Consider the following 17,773-nt stretch of genomic DNA (forward strand, 5'->3'; position numbering starts at 1 on the left):
CCGTGGCCCGGATCCGAACGATCAAGCCAGAAGCCTTCGCCTCCGAGTCCCTTGCAGCCGTCTCGATCGCGGCAGAGCGAACCTTCTTCGGCCTCCTTACCCAGGCCGACGACCACGGCCGCTTCCGCGACCAACCTGCCGTTCTCGCCGGGCTGCTGTGGTCTCTGCGCCCGGAGCACGGCCCTGTGGAGGTCGAGGACGACCTGTCCCAGCTCGCCTCCGCCCACCTGATCTGCCGCTACGAGGACGACGACGGCAAGCGGTATCTGCACATCGTCACCTGGCGCCGGCATCAGCGGATCAACCGTCCGAGCGGCGTTCGTTTCCCCGCCTGCCCGACCCACGAGGTCGAGCAGCGCGATGCGGATGCACCGCAGGCGCACGGAGCAGTCGCTGAGTCCTCCGTGAGGGCGCACGGAGGACTCAGTGAACCCTCACGCACTCCGCATAAGCCCTCAGTGAACCGTGAAACCCCAGGTCAAGATGCCTTCCGTGAGTCCTCGCGGAGCTCTCACGGAGGACTCAGTGAGCCTGCAGTGAGACCTCACCGTCCGGATCTAGGACCTAGGAACTTGGATCTAGGAACTACTTCTCCTTCGGGAGGCGCAAGCGCCACCGCACCGGAGACCGTCTCGACAGAGCTGCTCATCGACGAGTACGCCGCCGCCTGTGCTCACCGCCCGCCCAGCGGCGTGCTCGGTCACCTCCGACGCGAGACGGCCAAACTCCTCGCCGAGGGCATAGCCCCCGACCACATCCGCGCCGGGCTGGCCCGTCACCGAGCCAAGGGCCTGCACCCGAGCACCCTGCCGAGCCTGGTCCACGAGGCGATGAACGCCACTCCGGCCGGTTTGGTACGGCCGGAATCGCGGCCTAACGTGCCCGGTCACCGGGCCTGGGCCAACCCCGCCGACCCTGCCGCTGCCTACGCCGAGGAGCTGTGATGCGCGACCGTGACGCTCAGCCCGTCGGCGGCATCGCCCGCCGCCTGGCCACCATCCTCACCTCCCGGGGCATCGACCCGACCGCCCCGCTCATCGACCCGGTCGAGCCCATCCCCGCCCTCCAGGCGGCGCAGGCCCGCATCCCGGCCCGCTATCAGGCCGCCGTCGCCGACCATCCGGCGGTCGCCGCCTGGGTCCGCGAAGTCGCCCAGGCAGGGCGGCCCGGGATCGCGGGAGCCCCGGGCCTTGCCCAGGGACGCTCGCTGCTGATCGTCGGCACCACCGGAACCGGCAAGACCCACCAGGCGTACGGCGCAGTCCGGTCGCTGCTCATCGCCGGAGTCCGGCTGCGATGGAAGGCGACCACGGCCGCCGACCTGTACGCGGAGCTGCGACCCCGCCCCGGGCACGACGGTGAGCGGGAACTGATGGATCTCGCCCGTTGCCCGCTGCTGATCATCGACGACCTCGGCGCGGCCAAGAACAGCGAGTGGACCGAGGAGATCACGATGCGGCTCATCAATCGCCGCTACAACGAGATGCTCCCGACCCTCATCACCACCAACCTCGGCATGGCCGACCTGCGCCAGCACATCGGCGACCGGGTCGCTTCCCGGCTGACCGAGATGACCGACAAGGTCATCCTCGACGGTCCCGACCGCAGAAGAGCCCTCGCAGCCGAGCGTCGCCGCATCGCTGCCAGCTGAGCTCTGCCGCGACCGGCTGCCACCGCTTCCGCCTCCTTCACGCACCAACCCCTGGGCCGCGCATGCCCAAAACGCGCCCGGGGTGACCGGAGACCCCCACATGCACAGCACCGAGAACCAGATGCCGCGCACCCTCGGCGACCACACCTGGCACGAGAGTGCCGCCTGCCGCTCGACGCCCCATCACCAGGTCGACCCGGACCTCTTCTTCCCCGAGCCGGACGAGATGGACCGCATCCGCGACGCCAAGGCCCTGTGCGCGCAGTGCCCCGTCCGTGCCACCTGCCTGGACGCCGCCCTCGAAATCGGGGACCGCGACGGCATCCGGGGCGGCATGACCGAAGAGGAACGCGACCCCCTGCACCGCAACCTCCAGAGCCGCTTCGACTACGCCCGCGTGAACGCCGTACTGGCCGGCCGCGACATCCACCTCACCCAGGCGGAACGCGACGCCGTCGTCCGCGCCGCCTACCAGGCCGAGATGCCCGCCGAACGGCTCGCCTGGCTGCTCAAGGTCACCGATGAGCACGCCGAGAAGCTCTACCGCCGCACCCGCCGGGAGATCCGCAATCGGGCCGTCGACCAGCAGAAGAAGGCGAACAAGGGGAAGAAGAAGCCCAAGAGCCCCACCCAGGTGCTCAAGGCACCCCCAGCCGAGACACCCGCACGAGGCGACCTCGGGACGGCCGCGTGAGTCGCAGCGCGCCTATACCGGCGCGGATCACCGGCTGGGACCGAGCCGCGATCGTCGCCCTCGGCGGCGCCGGGTGCGCGCTCTCGTATGACGCCCTGCAGCAGATGGCCACCGCCATTCACGTCCGAGGGCCCCTCACGTTCGTCTTCCCCCTGGTGATCGACGGCTTCATCGCGTACGGGGTACGCGCTCTCCTGGTCCTGCGCACCGCCTCCTTCGCCGCCCGCCTGTACGTGTGGATGCTGTTCGGCACGGCGACGGCCGCCAGTATCTGGGCCAACTCCCTGCACGCCGTACGCCTCAACCAGCAGCGTCCCGAAGGCGGCGGGCTACGGCTGGGCGATGTGACCGTCGGCGCCTTGTCCACGCTCGCCCCGCTCGCTCTGGCCGGAGCCGTCCACCTGTACATCCTCATCGCCCGGCGGGTCACCGAAGCCGGCCACCACGGAGACCCGGACACCTTCGGCGTCCGGACCGACCGGGTCACCGCTGACCGACCGGAGACCCCGCTCGCGGCGGACGGACACCGGCGGGTCCCGGTCACCGCCGGACACTCGGCCGCCCTTTCCGGTCGGAACAGCAGCCGCCCGGCGGTCACCTCCGGCCGGGACGTACCGCGAGCGGTCGACCGGGAGGAGCTGTCGGGACACCCCGAGAGCGTGCCGGGGCCGGAGTCGACGAACGGCGGAGACACCGATGACCTGGGCGGACAGCCGGTCAGCAGACCTGCCCCGGTCGCCCGCCTGCGGCTGGCCGCCCCGTCGGTCACCGAGCCGGAGACCAGTCCGGACATCGCCTCGGAGACCCCGGACAACGGCGGCCCGGACACCGCCCTGCCGACGGACACCCTCCTGCCGATCGCCCGCCGGGCGGTCGCCGACGCGGGCAAGACCACCCGTGAGGTCGTCGCGGACGCCATCCGCGGACAGGGCAAAACCCTGGCCAACGACCGGCTGACCGCCCTGATGCGCCAGCTCCGCGCCGAGACCGGCCAGGACTCGGCCACCAAGAACGGCTGACCGACCAGCCCGGACAAGCGGGCGGCCAATGGGACCAACCCGGCCGCCCGCTCCGCACCCCGCCAACTTCCGTCCACGTACCGGAGGCACACGATGCGCACCACACCGGCCACACCCGCCGAAGCCGACGCCTGGATCACCGTGCTTCGGCAGTACGGACACCTCCACCGCGCCGAACCCGACCCGGACGGCACCTGGACCGTGCAGCGAACCCCCACCAGCACGCCCCGAACCCTGCACCACCCGGTCCTCGCCCTCGACTTTGTCGCCGAGGTCCTCCACGACGTGCGCCGTACGAAGGCCCAGACGCCCCGATGACGCGCCCCGAGTCGGCCGAAACCACCTCCGACCTGCAGCAAGACCCCTGCTCGGCACGAAGCCGAGCAAGCTGTACCTTCCGAAACTCCTCCGCTGCCCAGGGCCGCGGAGGAGTTTCGGAAGGGCATGCCTCCGCCCCGGGAGGGGCGGGGGAGACCCGGCACCAGGGGGCGCCGGGCTCGAAGGCTGCGACCGAGGGCGGATCGCAGCCAGAAGGAGAAGCAGAGCCGAGTGCCGCGACGCGTACGCGCCCCCGTCTGCGCCAGAGCGTCCACCGCGACCAAGTCCGCAGCGTCCGCCTGACCCGAGACGAACTCGACATCGTGAAGCGCGCCGCTGAAGCCGTCGGTCTGAAGACCGCCGGGTTCCTTGCCGACGCCGCGGTCGCGGTCGCCCAGGCCCAAGGCGGTCCGAAGACATGGCTGTTGGACCAGCGTGGCCGAGTGGAGGAACTGATGGCGGCCAGTGCCCAACTCGCCCGCGCCGGCAACAACCTCAACCAGGTCGCCCGTGCCCTGAACTCCGGCGGTCAGGCACAGTACGCGGACGAGGCGGTCGCCCGTGTCCTGCGTGCTGCCGCCCGCATCGAAGCCGCCGCCACAGAGATGGCGCGACGCTGACAGTGGTCCCCGACATCTCCACCGGCAGCCGCACATACGGACTGCTCAACTACCTCTACGGACCCGGCCGTCGGGACGAACACACCGACCCCCACCTCGTCGCATCCTGGATGCCAGGGCTCGCCCCCGACCCCGGACGCGACCCGGACGCCACGCTCAAGCAGCTCACCGATCGGCTCGACCTTCCCGTTCGGGCCCTGCCGAAGAACCGCCGTCCGGCCCGGCACGTGTGGCACTGCCCTGTCCGCACTGCGCCCGGCGACCGTCAACTCACCGACGCCGAATGGGCCGAGGTCGCCCGACGCATCGTCCACGCCACCGGCATCGCCGAGGAAGGCGACGCCAAGGCGTGCCGCTGGATCGCCGTACGCCACGCCGACGACCACATCCACCTCGTCGCCACCCTCGTCCGCGAAGACGGCCGCCGCCCCCGTCGCCACGAGGACGGCATCCGTGCCCAGGCCGAATGCCGAAAGATCGAAGCCGAGTTCGGCCTGCAGATCCTCGACGGCGGCGACCGTACCGCCGCCCAGCGCCCCACCAGCGCCGAACGCTCAAAAGCCGAGCGATCCGGTCGGACGGAGACACCCCGAGAAACGCTGAGGGAGAGCGTCCGCCACGCTCTGGCCGGAGCCGCCAGCGAGGAGGAGTTCTTCTGCCGCCTCGCCGAAGCTGGCCTTCGGGTCGAACAGCGCATTGCCCCGTCCGGCGATACCCTCGGATACAAGGTCGCCCTCCCCGGCGACCGCAACCGCGACGGCGAACCTATCTGGTTCTCCGGCTCGAAACTCGCCCAGGACCTCTCCCTCCCCAGGATCCGACAGCGCCTCGACGCCGGACTGCCCGACGATGATGCGCACATCACCGACCACACCGACGAACGAGTGCCCCGCCCGGCCCGCGCCCGTCGCCAGGCTGCTGCGGTCGCCGAACGGGCGGTGTCGACACTCGACGGGGACGACGACGAGGACTCCGCCGCCCAACTGGTCGGTGTCGGTGAACTCCTCGACGCCATCGCCCAGACCTCCCCGGCGTTGACCCGCAAGGAACTCGTCGAGGCCGCCCGCGTCTTCGAACGCGCCACCCGCTCCCACATCCGCGCCGAGCGCGCAGACAACCGAGCCATCCGCTCCGCCGCCCGCGGCATCATCCGCGCCGGCAACTCCCTCGGCAAGGGCGAAGACGGCGGCGCCACCGCGATGCTCCTGTCCACGATGGTCCTCATCGCCATCGCCGCGGTTCGCTGGCACTCCGCCCGCGGTCACGCCCAGCAGGCAGCCGCAGCCCAACGAGCCGCTCAACACCTGCGCACCGCCTACCGATCGGCTTCCGCCGTTCCCATGAACCTGATGCGCGAGCAAGGCCGGCGGCTCCCCGAACACGTACGAGAGCGGTACGCCGGCACCCTCGGAACCGTCCTGCCCCAGCAAGCCGACCGCATACGTCGCGAACCGGGCTGGGACGCCCTCGCCGCCACCCTCGACCAGGCCGAGCGAGCAGGACACGACCCCGACGCACTCCTCCAGCAGGCCATCGAATGGCGCGAATTGGACACCGCGGACAGCGTCACCGACGTGCTCGTCTGGCGACTGCGCCGGATTGGCAAGCTGCCCGCCCCGGCGGATGAGTCCCGCGCCCGTACGAAAGCGCGGACAACACAGTCGCGACCCCAACCCTCGACGCCGCAGGTCCCAGCGACACCGGTCGGAACCCACCGTGTCGACCCTCGCCGAGGGCCGAGGCGCTGACCAGCACGAAAACAGCTGGACACCGACCGCCAGTGCCTGTTAGTGCTGGTCAGACATGGAGAAGGAGACGATGTAGATGCTCGACCAAGGCCATCAGCCCCAGAGAACCGTTCTGCCGGAGACGGTCTTTGGAGACGACCCCCTGCTTCGACTCCAGCAGGAGACGCAACTCGGCGACGGCAACATCCGTCTCCGCGCCACCACCCACCCCGAGGAAATCGTCATCACGGGGATCCCTGTGATGTGCCCGCAGTGCGGCGCTCGGCGCGACTGGATGGTGATCTGCGACCGCAACGAGATCAGCATCCGCTGCCGCTGCGCACATCAGTGGGTCGAGCGCGAGCTGACCCGCTCGGACTACGACGCGATGATCGACGTCGGAGGGCAGGACTATCCGAGCCTGGAGGCTGCAGCCCGAGCCACGGGCTACGACGGCACGTACATCGGCATCTATCTGGATTGACGAGTGCAATCGCATCGTTACTCGGCGGGCGGCGTCCGCTCCTCCTGCCATCCTCCGGTCCCGGCTGCAGGTGGGCACCCCACTTGCGCTGAGCGTTGCTCCGTCACCCCGGCTACCCTTCCGGAGCCGCCGGAGAGGAACTCTGGGGGAAGAAGCCGAAACGGTGTCCGCGTGCTTCCCGGCTGAGCATGTAAACCTGTGCCTGCTCCTCGATGTGCGCTGGCGGATCGCTGTTCTCGACGACGATCGCCTGGCCGGTGAAGTCCGTCAGCAGGATGCGGTAAAAGTGCTGCATCACCCCGTCGGGCAGATCGGCATCCCGCATTCCGGGCTCCCGGTCGGTGGCCAAGGGGGAGTCCAGGACGACGAAACCGGGGTGGCTGTCCTCCCTGCGCAGACACATGCTGGTGAGCGGGATGGCGAAGGACGCGTGAAGAACGGCCCGCATGCCCGTGTCGTGTCCGGTCTGTGGGCGGTCGCCGACGTGGAGTTCGGCTGTGTCTGGTCGTAGGACACAGCATTGACCCTGCGTACCGACCAGGCATCCAGGGTCCGCTCGATGTTTCGTTCGAAGTCGGCGATGGTGCTGAGGCCTGGTCACCTTGGTGTTTCGCCGGGAGGAGCCAGCTGTATCCCGCCTGGTTCACTGCGGCTCTTGGGCCGCGACCCGGAAAGCTTTCGTAGATCGTCTTGTGTCAAATACCCTGACCCTGCGTGTTGTTGACGTGGTGCATGGTCAAGACGGTGAGGTGAGGGGGCGCAGTGGCGGCGGTGTTCGTCGACCGTGAGGACAGCCTGAGCGTGATCGGGAGCGTCGCGAGGAGACTGGAGGAGGGGAGCAGCAGTGTCCTGGTCGTTGAGGGTGACTCGGGCATCGGCAAATCGTCGCTGCTGGCCGAGGTGCATCGCCGGTGGTCCGGCGGAGCGTGCCGCGTGGTGCTGGTGAGCTGTGTGCCGGGGCTCGGCAGGGGAGGCGAGTACGGACCGTTTCTCGACGCTCTCGACGAACTGAGTTCATCGTCACGCGGCGGGAAGCGCAGATCGATGTGGGCCCGCGCGATGGGACGAGGCGCCGCTGCTGCCACACCGGTTCTGCTGTCCGCCGCCATTCCTGGGTTCGGAGGCGTGGTCGAGGCGTGGCGGGCGGCGGCCGAGGCGGCCGTTGGCACCGGGTCCGTCCCGGGAGACAGCTTGGGGCCGCCGCGGATGGCCATGACCTACGGGATCGTCGAAGCGCTGCTGGCGGAGGCGCGTGACGGCTTACCGCTCCTGCTGCTGATCGATGACGTCCAGCTGTTCGACGAGGGGAGCCGCGAACTCCTGAACATGCTGCTGCGTAACCTCGAAGGCGAGCCGCTCAGCCTGGTGCTGGGTATCGGTTCGTACGCGTCGTCGACGGTGAGTGGTGCCCAGGTCGAGCAGCTGCTCCATGTGTGGGAGAGGAGACACAATCTGCTGGTGGCACGCCACAGGGTCCCGCCCCTACCGGACTGGGCCGTCGGAGAGCTGGTAAGCGTCCGGCTACAGGGCCAAGACGTTCCCGTCGGCTTCGCGGAGCAGGTGCACTCGCTGACCGCCGGGCGTCCGGTCTTCGTGGACCAGGTCCTGAAGCTGTGGCGCCCCGGCTATGGGACGGACGTGCCGCTGCCGGACGAACTGCCGGACGCGTTCAGGGAACGCTTCCTGCGCATCGACCCCGAAGTCCGTGAACTGCTTGTTCTCGGAGCCACCGCAGGCGAGTTCTTCTTCTCGCACACGCTCGCCGAAGTGACCGGAATCCCCCAGATCCGTGTTCAGGACCTGCTGCACCGCGTCGGGCGCGAGCACGGGCTGGTGCGCGAACGGCGTCGTGCGGACATGCCACGGTGGGCCGACACATTGCACGTCGACTGGTACGACTTCGAGCACCGTGCTCTCCAGTCGTGCATCCGGCAAGAGCAGCAGGACGAGGGGGCGCTGCTGCTGCGGCACGCTCGTATAGCCGAAGCCCTGGAACGACTGCCGCGTAGCGGTGAGGATCTTCCGCGTGAAGTCCGCGTCATGATTGCCGGACACCTGCGCGCGGCCGGCCCGGCTCGTGCTGCCGCGAGCTCTGCTGCCCACTACCGGCTTGCACGGTCCGTGGCCGTGGAGGAGCTGTCGTTCATTCAGGCGGAGAAGTACTGCCAGACCGCCCTCGACTCGGCTCGGCAGCTACCCGAAGGAAGCCCGGAACGTGATCGGCGGCTCGTGGAGGCTGCCGAACTGCTGCTGAGCCTCACAGAGGTGCGCTGGAAGGGCAGCGGGAGCCGGCCGGAGGCACCCGGTATCGACACGCTGGCGGCCGAGGCCGAGGAGTCGGCCCGCCGCCTCGGTGACCGGTTGCTGATCGCCCGCACCGCGCTGCTGCGCGGCAAGACGCTTCTCGCGGTACGCGGCCTTGAGCCCTCGCTGGAAAAACTCCACGAGGCGGTCACCCTCGCCCGGGAGTGCGGACCAGAAGGTACCGAAGTGCTCTACGTCGCGCTCGTCGAGTACGGTCGCCAGCTCCCCAAACGCGACCTGGAAGCCGGCCTGGGGGTTCTTTTCGAGGCCGAAGAATTGTACGCCTCCTCCGCCGAACTCGGTGACGTCGCGAACCCGGTACTTCAGCACGCCCGCAACCTCAATGAGATGCAGATCGGCGTCAATCTCTTCGACGCCGGCCGCTTCGACGAAGCCCTGCAACGGTTGTTGCGCTGCGTGGAGCGGCTGAGCGGTGAGGTGATGCGCGGCGAGCTGCCCGTAGCGTTGAACTATCTTGCTCAACTGCGCATGGCCTTGGGCGACACGGAGGAAGCCGAGGCCGTACTTGCCAGGGCGCTGGGCTTCGAGGAGGAGCACCAGGAGAAGGGCGAGAGCATCAGCGGCTGGCACGCTTACAACAACGCACTCCTGGCCCTGATCGCCTCCCGTACACCCGAGCGTGCGCCAGAAGCGCTCTGGCGGATCCGGGCAGCCTGGCTTGAGACCCAGGAGACGTGGCTGGTCAACCTGGTGCCCATCGTCCGCAACTTGTACGTGGACGTGCTCACGGCCGTAGGAGAGGATTCCGGACAGGCCCTCCGGCTGATCGGGGACACACTCGTCGAGACGGAGACAACGCAGATGGCCCGCAGCCGCATCGCCGCGTTCTGCCTGCGCAGCCGCCTCCGGCTCGAGGAGGGCGATGTCCGGAACGCGGTCGACGACGCCCGTGCGGCTTACGCGATCCTCGTCGAGCGGGGTGCGATGCCTGCCCTGCGCACGGAAGAGGTGCTGTACGACGTGTCGCGCGCTCTGGCCGCAGCGGGCGACGACGAGGAGGCGGGCAGCCTGCTGGTGCGGGCCCGCGCGGAGGTAAGCCGCAAGGCGGACAGCATCGGCGATCCGCGCCGACGGGACCACTTCCTGAACGCCGTACCGCTCAACCAGGCCTTGTTCGCGGATGTGCCGTCGGTGCCCGCCGAATCCGCGGTTACAGTGCGGGACCAGGGTGATTCCCGCACGGAGGAGTAGAGGGAGGCGGAAAGCGTGTACACCATAACCAAGGAGTTCCACTTCTCCGCGAGCCATGTGCTCGACCAGCTGCCCGCATGGCACCCTTGCGCACGCATGCACGGCCACAACTACATCGTCGTCCTCGAACTCTCGGCCGAGGATGACGCGCTCACCCCTCCGGGATTCGTACGGGACTACAGGGACCTCGACACGTTCAAGAAGTGGATGGACGACACCCTCGATCACCGGCACCTCAACGAATCGATGGGGGGGGGGGGTGCTCTCCTTCGGCAGAGAACCTCGCCAAGTGGATCTTCGACAGATGGCGTGACGAACTACCCGAACTTTCGGCGGTGAAGGTATCGGAGACACCCAAGACGTGGGCGATCTACCGGCCGTAGTCGCGACTTTCCCGGCTCGCACGATGTCGGGTGTGGCCGCTTTCCACAGCTCAGCTTCGATACTCCAACGAGCCGAGGGCTGCCCCAGTTCGTGGGGCAGCCCTGGTGGCGTTCGAGACGATTGATCGTTAGCTGGCGGCCAGGTGGTTGGCGAGGCACAGGGCGTCAGTGGCCACGGACAGTGCGGCGTAGAGACCGATGACCTCCAGCACCGTGGGGTGTACGACCGGGGTCCAGTCGCCGTGAAGGTCCGGCCAGTTGGCGAGGAGGGCATCCGTCGCGGCCAGTCCGAGGTGGGCGTTCACGTTCATTCCGCCTGGGAGGCTGGGCTCCCAGCTCAGCAGGACGGAGCCGGGGCGGAGGCAACCGGCCCTTGGACCGGTTGCCCACACCGTGCGGATCGGCTGCGTGGGAAGCGGGGGAACCGAGCGGATCAGGGCACCGAGTGCGGACTGTGGCATGGGGTATCGGACCAGGTCACTGAGGATCAGGTGGTCCTGGGAGCTGATCGGCGACGCAGCGGGCTGGGTGCGGGGGCGGCAAGTCATACGCTGGCCCAGTCCAGCTGGTTTCGGGCTGCGGGCGGTAGAACGCCCTCCTGGCCGTTTTCGGCTATGTAGACGGCTCCGTCCGTTCCGGTGATCTCCACGATGCGGCCGATACGGTGGGCGTACGGCCAGTCCGGGTTGACGGCGAAGTACGCGGGCAGGTCGGGGTCGACGGTCTGAAGCTGATGGATCAGGTGGCCGACGGTGATCGTGTGGGGCAAGGGAGTCTCCTGGGCGGTGAGGGGGTGAAGCGGGAGCGTGGCCGGCGTTCAGTCGTCCGTGTCGAGTCGAAGCAGCTCGCGAAGCACAGCTGGGCCCTTCGACGGCGCCGGTGACTCCTCTTGCTGCTGTGCGGCGCGGTGGCGCCTGCCTTCTGCGATGGCGTAGTTCTTCGTCGACGAGGAGCTGCTAGTCGAGGTCGTGCAGCTGCACGTGGAGATGAAGCGGTCCTGTCCCGTGCACCCCTCCGTGAGCGGTTCACCGGTTCTGGTGTGCTTGTGTTCGGAGGGGCAGACGGTGTCGTCGGAGTGGTAGGCGGTCACGGTGATCGAATGGCGGGGCATGGAGCGACCTCTCGGGCGGTGGGTAGGGCTTGTGGCGGCTGCCGGGCGGCCGTCAGACGCAGGTGCAGTAATGGGTGGGGACGGCGATCAGGGCGGCGAGGAATCCGGCGACGGCCTGTGCTGGGGTGTCCGGCCCGAATGCCTGGCGCCAGGCCGTGGTGGCGTCCTTGTCCGTGACGTGGATGTGCCACAGCTCGCCGCGCGCTGCCTCCCGGCTTTCGGGGAGGAAACCCACGTACACGCGCCGGTCGGGGCTGGAGCAGTGGACATTGCAGTCCAGGTCGGTGACGACGTCCCAGCCCTGGCCGTGGAGGAGGTCGGTGACGGGACGGGCGCAGTGGCATTCGAGGAGCCATTGCCGTGCGCCGAGGGCGGGCAGCGGAGGTTCGGACAGAGGCTGGAACGAGATGGTGGTGGTGGGCGACACGAGCAGAGAACCCTTCGTTGACCTGCGGTTTTTTCGGGCTCCCGTACGTTGACATGGTCTGGGGCGGGGTCTCCACTCGTTGGCCGCAGCGCGCGTCTGCCGTGGGCGAACTGGCCTCGGATGCGACGGCTGATGTCCGTCGAAGGCGGAATGAAACGGTCGTTCCCGCAGCTGTTGCGGAAACGACCGTTTGCAGCCTGGAGGAAGGGGGATCGGACTTGGCCGACGAGGAGATCCGTGTGTACGACGAGGCCGTCGATGACGTCGAGGCGGCAGCCTTGGGCCGTGCCCGGATGGCCGATGGGCGGCGGATCGAGGTGACGGTGGAGGAGTTGACGCGGCTGCTGGCAACCGGGGACGGGAGAGCACCGCGAGCGGGCGGCCACGGACGGGCCGAAAACGCTTAGCGGCGCGGAGCGTGCCCCTTGTTGTCCCCCGTGCCGTGATGTGCTGGGGATTCGGTGCCCGGCGGGTTCCTCGGCGATGCGGACACTGAGGTGGTCGAGCGCGCCCTCGCTGCCTCGGTCCGCGGCGCAGCGGACCGGTTCAGTGACCGGGCCAGGCCTTCGGCCAGGTACCCCTCGGGGTAGGCGTCAACGATGGATCGGACTGCGTGAACGCGGGCCTGGCTGCTGGCGTGGGCGCTCAGCAGGTCGGAGGACGAGGAACCGATTCCCTTCAGGTCGTGGAACAGCGGGACGCGGGCGGGCCGGGTGAAACGGTGCACGCGCTCACGGTGGTTCGCGATGTCGGTGCCATCGATTTCAAGTGCTCCGCGTATCCGTAGGGCCGCCACGAGGGCCGGGTCGTTCACCCTGCCCTCGCGCAGGTACACGTGAAGATCCTCCACGGGGTGTCCCCAGGCCGATTCGATCATTTGGTCGGCGGCTGCCAGGTCGGTGGGATCGGACATGATCCTTGCTTTCTCAGTGGATGGAGGAGGCGGGCGGTCAGTGCGAGTGGTGGCGGTGGCTGCGGTGGACGCAGCGAGTGTCGTACCGGTCACGCGGTCTGCAACTTTGCTGCGGTGGTCGGCCCGGCGCGGTCATCGGCGGTACGGCGAGCGGACGGGGAGGCGGGAGCCCGGACCGGCTGGGGCGGGCGCCGCCGGGGCGCGTACGAGGTGCTTGGCAACGGTGGAGCTGGCCCGTGCGGCGGAGGCACGGCGGACATCCAGTGGAGTGGGCACCGGCGGCCTCACGGGGGTGATGTGAGCGGCTCCCCGGTTTCGGGCGGGGACGTCGCGCGGGTGCCGGATCACGGGGGTGGGGTCGGCCAGGCGTGCTGTGGTGGCCGCGATCAGACGGACGGGTGTGTGGGTGGTGAAGGAGGCGTACCAGCGTGAGATGTAACCGTCCCGGCCTCCCCACAGGAGCCAACGGGCAGCGTCTTCGCGCAGTTCGGCCTCTGGGGTGAGGAAGCGGCGCGAGTAGGTGAGCCCGGCGAGTTGGTCGGGTGCGGTCAGGAGTGTCTCGGCCCGCAGGTATTCGTGTTTCCAGCCCGCTTCGGTCAACGGACGGAGTCCCTCCTCGGCCCGGAGTGCCGTTCCAGTGAGGTAGGAGTCCGGGCCTTCGGCGTGACTGTTGGCGAGGGCGGTGGTGAACGCGGTCACCAGCTCGATGGGCGTGGCCGTGTCGAAGGTGGCCATCCAGCGCGGGGGTTCGAAGAGGTCGGTGTGGACGGTGACCTTCCACAGCGTGTGGTCCGGCCCTTCCGGCAGGTAGCCGAGCCGGATGTCCTGGGCTGGTGAGGAGACGTACACGTTGTGCGCGTCGTCATGGTTCACGGCGAAGCCGAGATCGAGGAGAGGCGCCAGGGCGGGGTCGCCGGTGAAATCGGAGGTCGGGCCGGCGAGGTAGAAGGGGGAGACCTGGACGTCTTCGAAGCGGGCGGAGTTGGGCACGGTGGGACTCCAGAACTCTGGGCGGGGCGCTATCGCTGGCGCCGGGGTCCGGCGTGCGGGGCGAGCACGGCGGGCGCGGCCGGGGACGGCGGCACGGGCACTGCTCGGACATGCGCGCTGCGGGCGAGGGCCGCAGCGGCGCGCGGGACCAGCGCGGCAGGCTCCGGGAGGGTGACCGACACCAGGGCGCGGTGGCGGTCCGGAATGTGCTCAGCGGTGCGCAGCACGGGGGCGGGGTCGGTGAACACGGCGGCCGACGCCGCGATGAGGTGCTGCGGGGTGAATCGGCTGAAGAACGCCTGCCAGGCGGGCGCGAAGACGGGGTCAGGGCCGGCGGACATGTGCCACGTCGACTTCGCGGGGCTGATCAGCTCGTCGTATTCGTGGAGCCATCCCACCTGCATCTGGTAGGCGGCGTGCCGGTCGGGCGAGAGCGTACGGAACGGCTGGGAGCCGTGTACTGGTTGCCACCCATGGCGTGCGATCAGTGAGGCCGGGCTGGTGCCCGTGTGGTGCTTGCCGCCGCTGAGGTAGTCGGCGAAGTTGTTGTGCAGTCCGTCGACGAGGGGCTCGGTGAACGCGGCGACGATCTCGCTGGGGGTGTTCCGATCGAACGTGGTGATCCAGTCGGGAACGCCGAGTGGGTCCTCCGCGTAGGAGACGGTCCACCCGCCGTAGTGGCTCTCCACAGGGTTGGCGACGCGGACGCGCTGGCACGGGCTGGTGTAGTAGGTGTCGGTGCCGAAGGCGACGGTCTTGGTCCAACCAGCGGCGTTGTCGAGGATGTTGAAGACGGCCGTGCTGGGTCCGGGGCCGGCGAGGTAGCCGGGGCTGACCAGGACTTCGGCATCCGCTGCGCGGGTACGGGGTTCGGTGCTGGGCATGGGGGAGACCTCCGTCGGGGCGGCGAACGGGCGCCCGCGCGAGTGGCGTTCGGCTTCGCACGGGCGCCGTGGGAGCGGCGGGATCTTTCTGCGGGCATGGGGGATCACCTGGTCCGTGAGGGGCGGGAGAGCGCTGTGATGTGCCCGGGGACGCGTGGCTGCGGGTCCGGGGCGTGCGAGAACAGTCCGGGGAAGGCGGAAGGACTGCGTCGTACGGCCGCTGTCGCCCGCGCCGTACCGGCCGTCTGCTGAGCCGCCGTGCTGTGCTCACCGCTGCGGGGAGCGAGGACTGCCTCGCTGCCACGGGCGAACGCCGTGAGTTCCGTGTACACGGTCGAGAGGGACCGGGCGGCGGGCGTCAGGGTGTACTTGGCGCCGGAGAAGTCGCTGGTCCGCGTGAGGAGCTGGTCCGTCTTGAGTTGATTGACGCGGTAGTGGAAGGTACCGGTGGCCAGCCGAGCGGCGGCCCGCAGTTCGCCGTTGGGGAGCGGGCCGTACTGCGTGAGGGCCTCCAGAACCTCGATGGCGCCCTTGCCACGCAGCCGGCGAAGGGCGTCTTCGGCACGCTCGGCCTCGGCGAGTGCGGGTCCGGTGTCGGCGAAGTGAGCGCGGTGCCAGGAAACGAGCGCGCGGTGGGCGGGCTCCGCGCTGCGGCCCAGCGGTGAGAGGGCGTACACACCGTGCTCCGGTCGTTCCAGAAGGCTGGCCGTCTCCATACGGCGTACGACCTGCGCGGTGTTCTGGATACCGATCCACGGCAGCGCGGAGGAGATGTTCGCGACGCGCAGGGGGCCGCGCTGTTGGATGGTCTGCAGGGTCCAGGTGGTCCATCGCGGTGCGAGCCGGGCGATGGCCTGATTGATGAACTTGACGTGCTCGTGCGCCATTTCGAGGTCGGGCATGGTCATTTCTCCGGGAGCTGGTTGCGGAGCCGTCAGCAGGATCGCCCTGTTGTTTGAGGCGTGTGGTCGGTGACGGCCAGCGAGGAGGCGGCGTGAAAAGGGGATCAGCGGGTGTGGCGGGTCCGCTGGTGCGTACTGGGACCGGCAGGGGGCGGCGGGCTGGCGGCGGTTCCTTGGCCGTTGCTGCCGTGAGGGGAACGGGACCTGGCCGCTTGGGCGCGGCGTCCCAGGGCGGAGGTGTTGGTGGCTCCTCGCTCGCGCTCCAGCCGGAGGGCGGCGGTGCGGTAGGCGGCCTGGTCCTGGCGCTCGCCGACGGCCAGGAGATAGATCTCCCGCTTGTGCTGTGAGGAGGCGGGCGCGTCCCGGTACTGGATGACCAGTCGCCACCGGGTCTCCGGGTCGACGTAGACCTTGTGACAGCCCGCCAGTTCGCGTTGCAGGGCGGCCCCGCGTTCGTTGCCGTGGACCAGGTGCTGCAGTTCGAGGAGGGCCAGGTCGCGGATGTCCTCCGGTACGGAACGCAGATCGGCGAGTGCCTCGGGATGCGCGGCGAAGGCGTACCGTGCCCGGCTCACAACGTGCCCCCACGAGGACGCGGCGGAGGAGGCCCTGCTGACCGTGGCGGGGAGACCGGCGCCGGGGCTACGGCGAGGCCGTTGCCCCGGAGCGTGGAACGGGCGCGTGCGGCGGCCGTCCTGCGGTCGGTCGAACCGGGTGGGGGAGGTGCCAGGGGGAGCGGCGAGTCGCGCTCCGTGGCCCAGGCGTCCGCCGCGTCGGCGCTGGCGAAGGCGCCCTCCCGGAGGGTGTAAGAGCGCAGGTCCTTGGTCGTCTCTTCGAGGAAGAGGCGGCATGGCGTCTGCGCGGAGTCCGGGTGACTGTCGTAGACGAGGGCGCGGACTTCGATGCCGGAATCGGCGGAGGACGGGTTGTCGGTGTAGTGGTCGAGGACCTCGTAGCGGTCGCCGGGGTTGGTCCTGAGCAGGTCCTCAAGGCGTGCCGAGAGTGCGTCGGCGGGGCGGGGCCCATGGGGGTCGGACAACTCGGCGGCTTCCCCTGGGCACCCCCGGTGGACGAGCCAGTTCTGTGCCAGGGGAACGACCGGGTGGCGCTCGGACGTGAAGTCGAACGTCTGCTGCTCGACGTCCCGGGTGATGTGCAGCGTCACGTACTCCGCCGTACCAGGGATGTCCCAGATCGCGGCCCGGTCGTACAACAGCAGGTAGCTGTCGCGGCCGTCGGCGCTGTGGTAGTCGGTGAGGGTGACGAACAGGTCGTCGGTGAGCGTGACGGAGGAGAAGTCCTCCTCGATCTGCTCGGTAGCGGCCTCGAAGCCGTCGATCCGGTAGTCCGGTACGAGCGGTTCGTACGCGTGGGTCATCTCAGACTCCGGCGGGCACGGGTGAGGCGAGCAGCCGGTGGTGGGGGCGGGCCGCGCTCGTCGTGCACGCGCCGAACGGCCCATCGGGGGTGCGGAGTTGGAGCAGTGTTGGGTCGAGGTGATCGCGGTGCCACGTCGAGGGACCGGTGAGGCCGGCCTGGACGTCGGTGAGCTGCTGCCAGGCGAGCCAGAGCGCGTGCAGCCGGGCGACGGCCTCGGGGTGCTCCTGCCACTGCCGGCACCACGGGCGGCCGGTGGTGATCTCCCGGCCGTAGACCGGCATGAGCAGGTCGTGCACCCAGTTCGTCAACGCCGCCAGTTCTTCGGCGTACGCCTTGGGGGCGAGCGCCAGGATGAAGACGGAGGCGGGCTCCTCCGCCGAGGGGGCGTTCGGATCGCCGGCCGCTCGAGACGGGGGCGATGCCGCGGGTTCGGGGCGATCGGCGTCGCCCGGGTCGTCGTCCTCCTGGGACGGGTGGTCGTCGGTGAGCAGGGCGAGCGTCTCGCCCTGCTTGCGGCTCTCCGCGACGAGCCGGGTGACCGTGGCGACGAGGTCGTCCAGGTCGTGGTCCGGTATGCGTACCGGCTCGCTCTTGTGAGCGGGTTCGGACATAGCTACCCCTGTGCAGGATCTGTTGGGTGGGGTGTCGAGGGTCCGGAGAAACCGGGGTTTGGCCCGGCCGGACATCGGGTGTAGAAGGCACTGCTCAACCCGGCGTGCGGTGACGGCAGACGGAGCGAGGTGGCGCCAGGATC

Annotated in this window: 22 protein-coding genes and 1 pseudogene; 11 read left to right on the forward strand and 12 right to left on the reverse strand. The window is 69.4% G+C overall.

Annotated features, from left to right (window positions below; translation table 11 throughout):
* The first annotated feature begins 2 nt into the window (after positions 1 to 2).
* The 8 genes from OG787_RS46875 to OG787_RS46910 all read left to right on the forward strand — a co-directional run bounded on the left by OG787_RS46875 (position 3) and on the right by OG787_RS46910 (position 6,513).
* A complete protein-coding gene (locus OG787_RS46875) occupies positions 3 to 944 on the forward strand; it encodes a hypothetical protein (RefSeq protein ID WP_405539623.1) in 942 nt (313 codons plus the stop codon).
* Entirely contained in the window at positions 944 to 1,651 is a 708-nt protein-coding gene (locus OG787_RS46880) for an ATP-binding protein (RefSeq protein WP_405539624.1), read from the forward strand. Before OG787_RS46875 ends, OG787_RS46880 begins: the two co-directional genes overlap by 1 nt.
* 100 nt (positions 1,652 to 1,751) lie before the next feature.
* Positions 1,752 to 2,345 (forward strand): WhiB family transcriptional regulator, encoded by a 594-nt coding sequence (locus tag OG787_RS46885; RefSeq protein WP_405539626.1) that lies wholly within the window; start codon positions 1,752 to 1,754, stop codon positions 2,343 to 2,345.
* Complete coding sequence (locus tag OG787_RS46890; protein ID WP_405539627.1) at positions 2,342 to 3,364, forward strand: DUF2637 domain-containing protein; 1,023 nt, start codon at positions 2,342 to 2,344, stop codon at positions 3,362 to 3,364. The genes OG787_RS46885 and OG787_RS46890 overlap by 4 nt, the downstream gene beginning before the upstream one ends.
* Positions 3,365 to 3,457: 93 nt before the next feature.
* Entirely contained in the window at positions 3,458 to 3,682 is a 225-nt protein-coding gene (locus OG787_RS46895) for a hypothetical protein (protein ID WP_405539628.1), read from the forward strand.
* A 257-nt stretch (positions 3,683 to 3,939) separates the two neighbouring features.
* On the forward strand, positions 3,940 to 4,302 hold the full coding sequence (locus OG787_RS46900; RefSeq protein WP_405540787.1) for a plasmid mobilization protein: 363 nt from the start codon (positions 3,940 to 3,942) through the stop codon (positions 4,300 to 4,302).
* A gap of 2 nt (positions 4,303 to 4,304) precedes the next feature.
* Positions 4,305 to 6,050 (forward strand): relaxase/mobilization nuclease domain-containing protein, encoded by a 1,746-nt coding sequence (locus tag OG787_RS46905; RefSeq protein WP_405539629.1) that lies wholly within the window; start codon positions 4,305 to 4,307, stop codon positions 6,048 to 6,050.
* Positions 6,051 to 6,126: 76 nt separating this feature from the next.
* On the forward strand, positions 6,127 to 6,513 hold the full coding sequence (locus OG787_RS46910) for a hypothetical protein (RefSeq protein WP_405539631.1): 387 nt from the start codon (positions 6,127 to 6,129) through the stop codon (positions 6,511 to 6,513).
* Positions 6,514 to 6,625: 112 nt separating this feature from the next.
* Here OG787_RS46910 and OG787_RS46915 read toward each other — a convergent pair whose 3' ends face one another.
* On the reverse strand, positions 6,626 to 6,961 hold the full coding sequence (locus tag OG787_RS46915) for a hypothetical protein (protein ID WP_405539633.1): 336 nt from the start codon (positions 6,959 to 6,961) through the stop codon (positions 6,626 to 6,628).
* A 314-nt stretch (positions 6,962 to 7,275) separates the two neighbouring features.
* On the opposite strand from OG787_RS46915, the gene OG787_RS46920 reads away from it, so the two are divergent.
* Together OG787_RS46920 and OG787_RS46925 are read left to right on the forward strand one after the other, a co-directional pair.
* Entirely contained in the window at positions 7,276 to 10,029 is a 2,754-nt protein-coding gene (locus tag OG787_RS46920) for an AAA family ATPase (protein ID WP_405539634.1), read from the forward strand.
* Between the two features lie 15 nt (positions 10,030 to 10,044).
* Positions 10,045 to 10,412, forward strand: a pseudogene (locus tag OG787_RS46925) (6-pyruvoyl trahydropterin synthase family protein).
* A gap of 128 nt (positions 10,413 to 10,540) precedes the next feature.
* On the opposite strand, the gene OG787_RS46930 reads toward OG787_RS46925, so the two are convergent.
* The 4 genes from OG787_RS46930 to OG787_RS46945 all read right to left on the reverse strand — a co-directional run bounded on the left by OG787_RS46930 (position 10,541) and on the right by OG787_RS46945 (position 11,950).
* Positions 10,541 to 10,723 (reverse strand): hypothetical protein, encoded by a 183-nt coding sequence (locus OG787_RS46930; protein WP_405539636.1) that lies wholly within the window; start codon positions 10,721 to 10,723, stop codon positions 10,541 to 10,543.
* Between the two features lie 233 nt (positions 10,724 to 10,956).
* Entirely contained in the window at positions 10,957 to 11,181 is a 225-nt protein-coding gene (locus OG787_RS46935) for a hypothetical protein (protein WP_405539637.1), read from the reverse strand.
* A 48-nt stretch (positions 11,182 to 11,229) separates the two neighbouring features.
* Positions 11,230 to 11,523, reverse strand: coding sequence for a hypothetical protein (locus OG787_RS46940; protein WP_405539639.1), 294 nt, complete (start codon positions 11,521 to 11,523; stop codon positions 11,230 to 11,232).
* 52 nt (positions 11,524 to 11,575) lie between these two features.
* Positions 11,576 to 11,950: a DUF317 domain-containing protein gene (locus tag OG787_RS46945; protein WP_405539640.1), complete on the reverse strand. Its 375-nt coding sequence runs from the start codon at positions 11,948 to 11,950 to the stop codon at positions 11,576 to 11,578.
* Between the two features lie 218 nt (positions 11,951 to 12,168).
* Here OG787_RS46945 and OG787_RS46950 point away from each other — a divergent pair, with 218 nt between their 5' ends.
* Positions 12,169 to 12,357: a hypothetical protein gene (locus OG787_RS46950; RefSeq protein WP_405539641.1), complete on the forward strand. Its 189-nt coding sequence runs from the start codon at positions 12,169 to 12,171 to the stop codon at positions 12,355 to 12,357.
* Here the strand turns inward: OG787_RS46950 and OG787_RS46955 are convergent.
* The 7 genes from OG787_RS46955 to OG787_RS46985 all read right to left on the reverse strand — a co-directional run bounded on the left by OG787_RS46955 (position 12,354) and on the right by OG787_RS46985 (position 17,630).
* Positions 12,354 to 12,863 carry a hypothetical protein gene (locus OG787_RS46955; RefSeq protein WP_405539642.1) on the reverse strand — a complete coding sequence of 170 codons (510 nt, stop codon included), beginning with the start codon at positions 12,861 to 12,863 and terminating at the stop codon, positions 12,354 to 12,356. The genes OG787_RS46950 and OG787_RS46955 overlap by 4 nt on opposite strands.
* 132 nt (positions 12,864 to 12,995) lie before the next feature.
* On the reverse strand, positions 12,996 to 13,853 hold the full coding sequence (locus tag OG787_RS46960; RefSeq protein ID WP_405539644.1) for a DUF317 domain-containing protein: 858 nt from the start codon (positions 13,851 to 13,853) through the stop codon (positions 12,996 to 12,998).
* Between the two features lie 29 nt (positions 13,854 to 13,882).
* Positions 13,883 to 14,737, reverse strand: coding sequence for a DUF317 domain-containing protein (locus tag OG787_RS46965; protein ID WP_405539646.1), 855 nt, complete (start codon positions 14,735 to 14,737; stop codon positions 13,883 to 13,885).
* A gap of 104 nt (positions 14,738 to 14,841) precedes the next feature.
* Positions 14,842 to 15,639, reverse strand: coding sequence for a winged helix-turn-helix transcriptional regulator (locus OG787_RS46970; RefSeq protein ID WP_405539648.1), 798 nt, complete (start codon positions 15,637 to 15,639; stop codon positions 14,842 to 14,844).
* A 104-nt stretch (positions 15,640 to 15,743) separates the two neighbouring features.
* Positions 15,744 to 16,214, reverse strand: coding sequence for a type II toxin-antitoxin system RelE/ParE family toxin (locus OG787_RS46975; RefSeq protein ID WP_405539649.1), 471 nt, complete (start codon positions 16,212 to 16,214; stop codon positions 15,744 to 15,746).
* Positions 16,211 to 17,017 (reverse strand): hypothetical protein, encoded by an 807-nt coding sequence (locus tag OG787_RS46980; protein WP_405539650.1) that lies wholly within the window; start codon positions 17,015 to 17,017, stop codon positions 16,211 to 16,213. The genes OG787_RS46975 and OG787_RS46980 overlap by 4 nt, the downstream gene beginning before the upstream one ends.
* A 1-nt stretch (position 17,018) precedes the next feature.
* The gene (locus OG787_RS46985; RefSeq protein ID WP_405539651.1) at positions 17,019 to 17,630 is read right to left on the reverse strand and encodes a DUF4913 domain-containing protein; all 612 of its coding nucleotides are present in this window, start codon (positions 17,628 to 17,630) and stop codon (positions 17,019 to 17,021) included.
* Between the last annotated feature and the right edge of the window lie 143 nt (positions 17,631 to 17,773).

The sequence above is a fragment of the Streptomyces sp. NBC_00075 genome, assembly GCF_045041225.1.
GTDB lineage: Bacteria > Actinomycetota > Actinomycetes > Streptomycetales > Streptomycetaceae > Streptomyces > Streptomyces adonidis.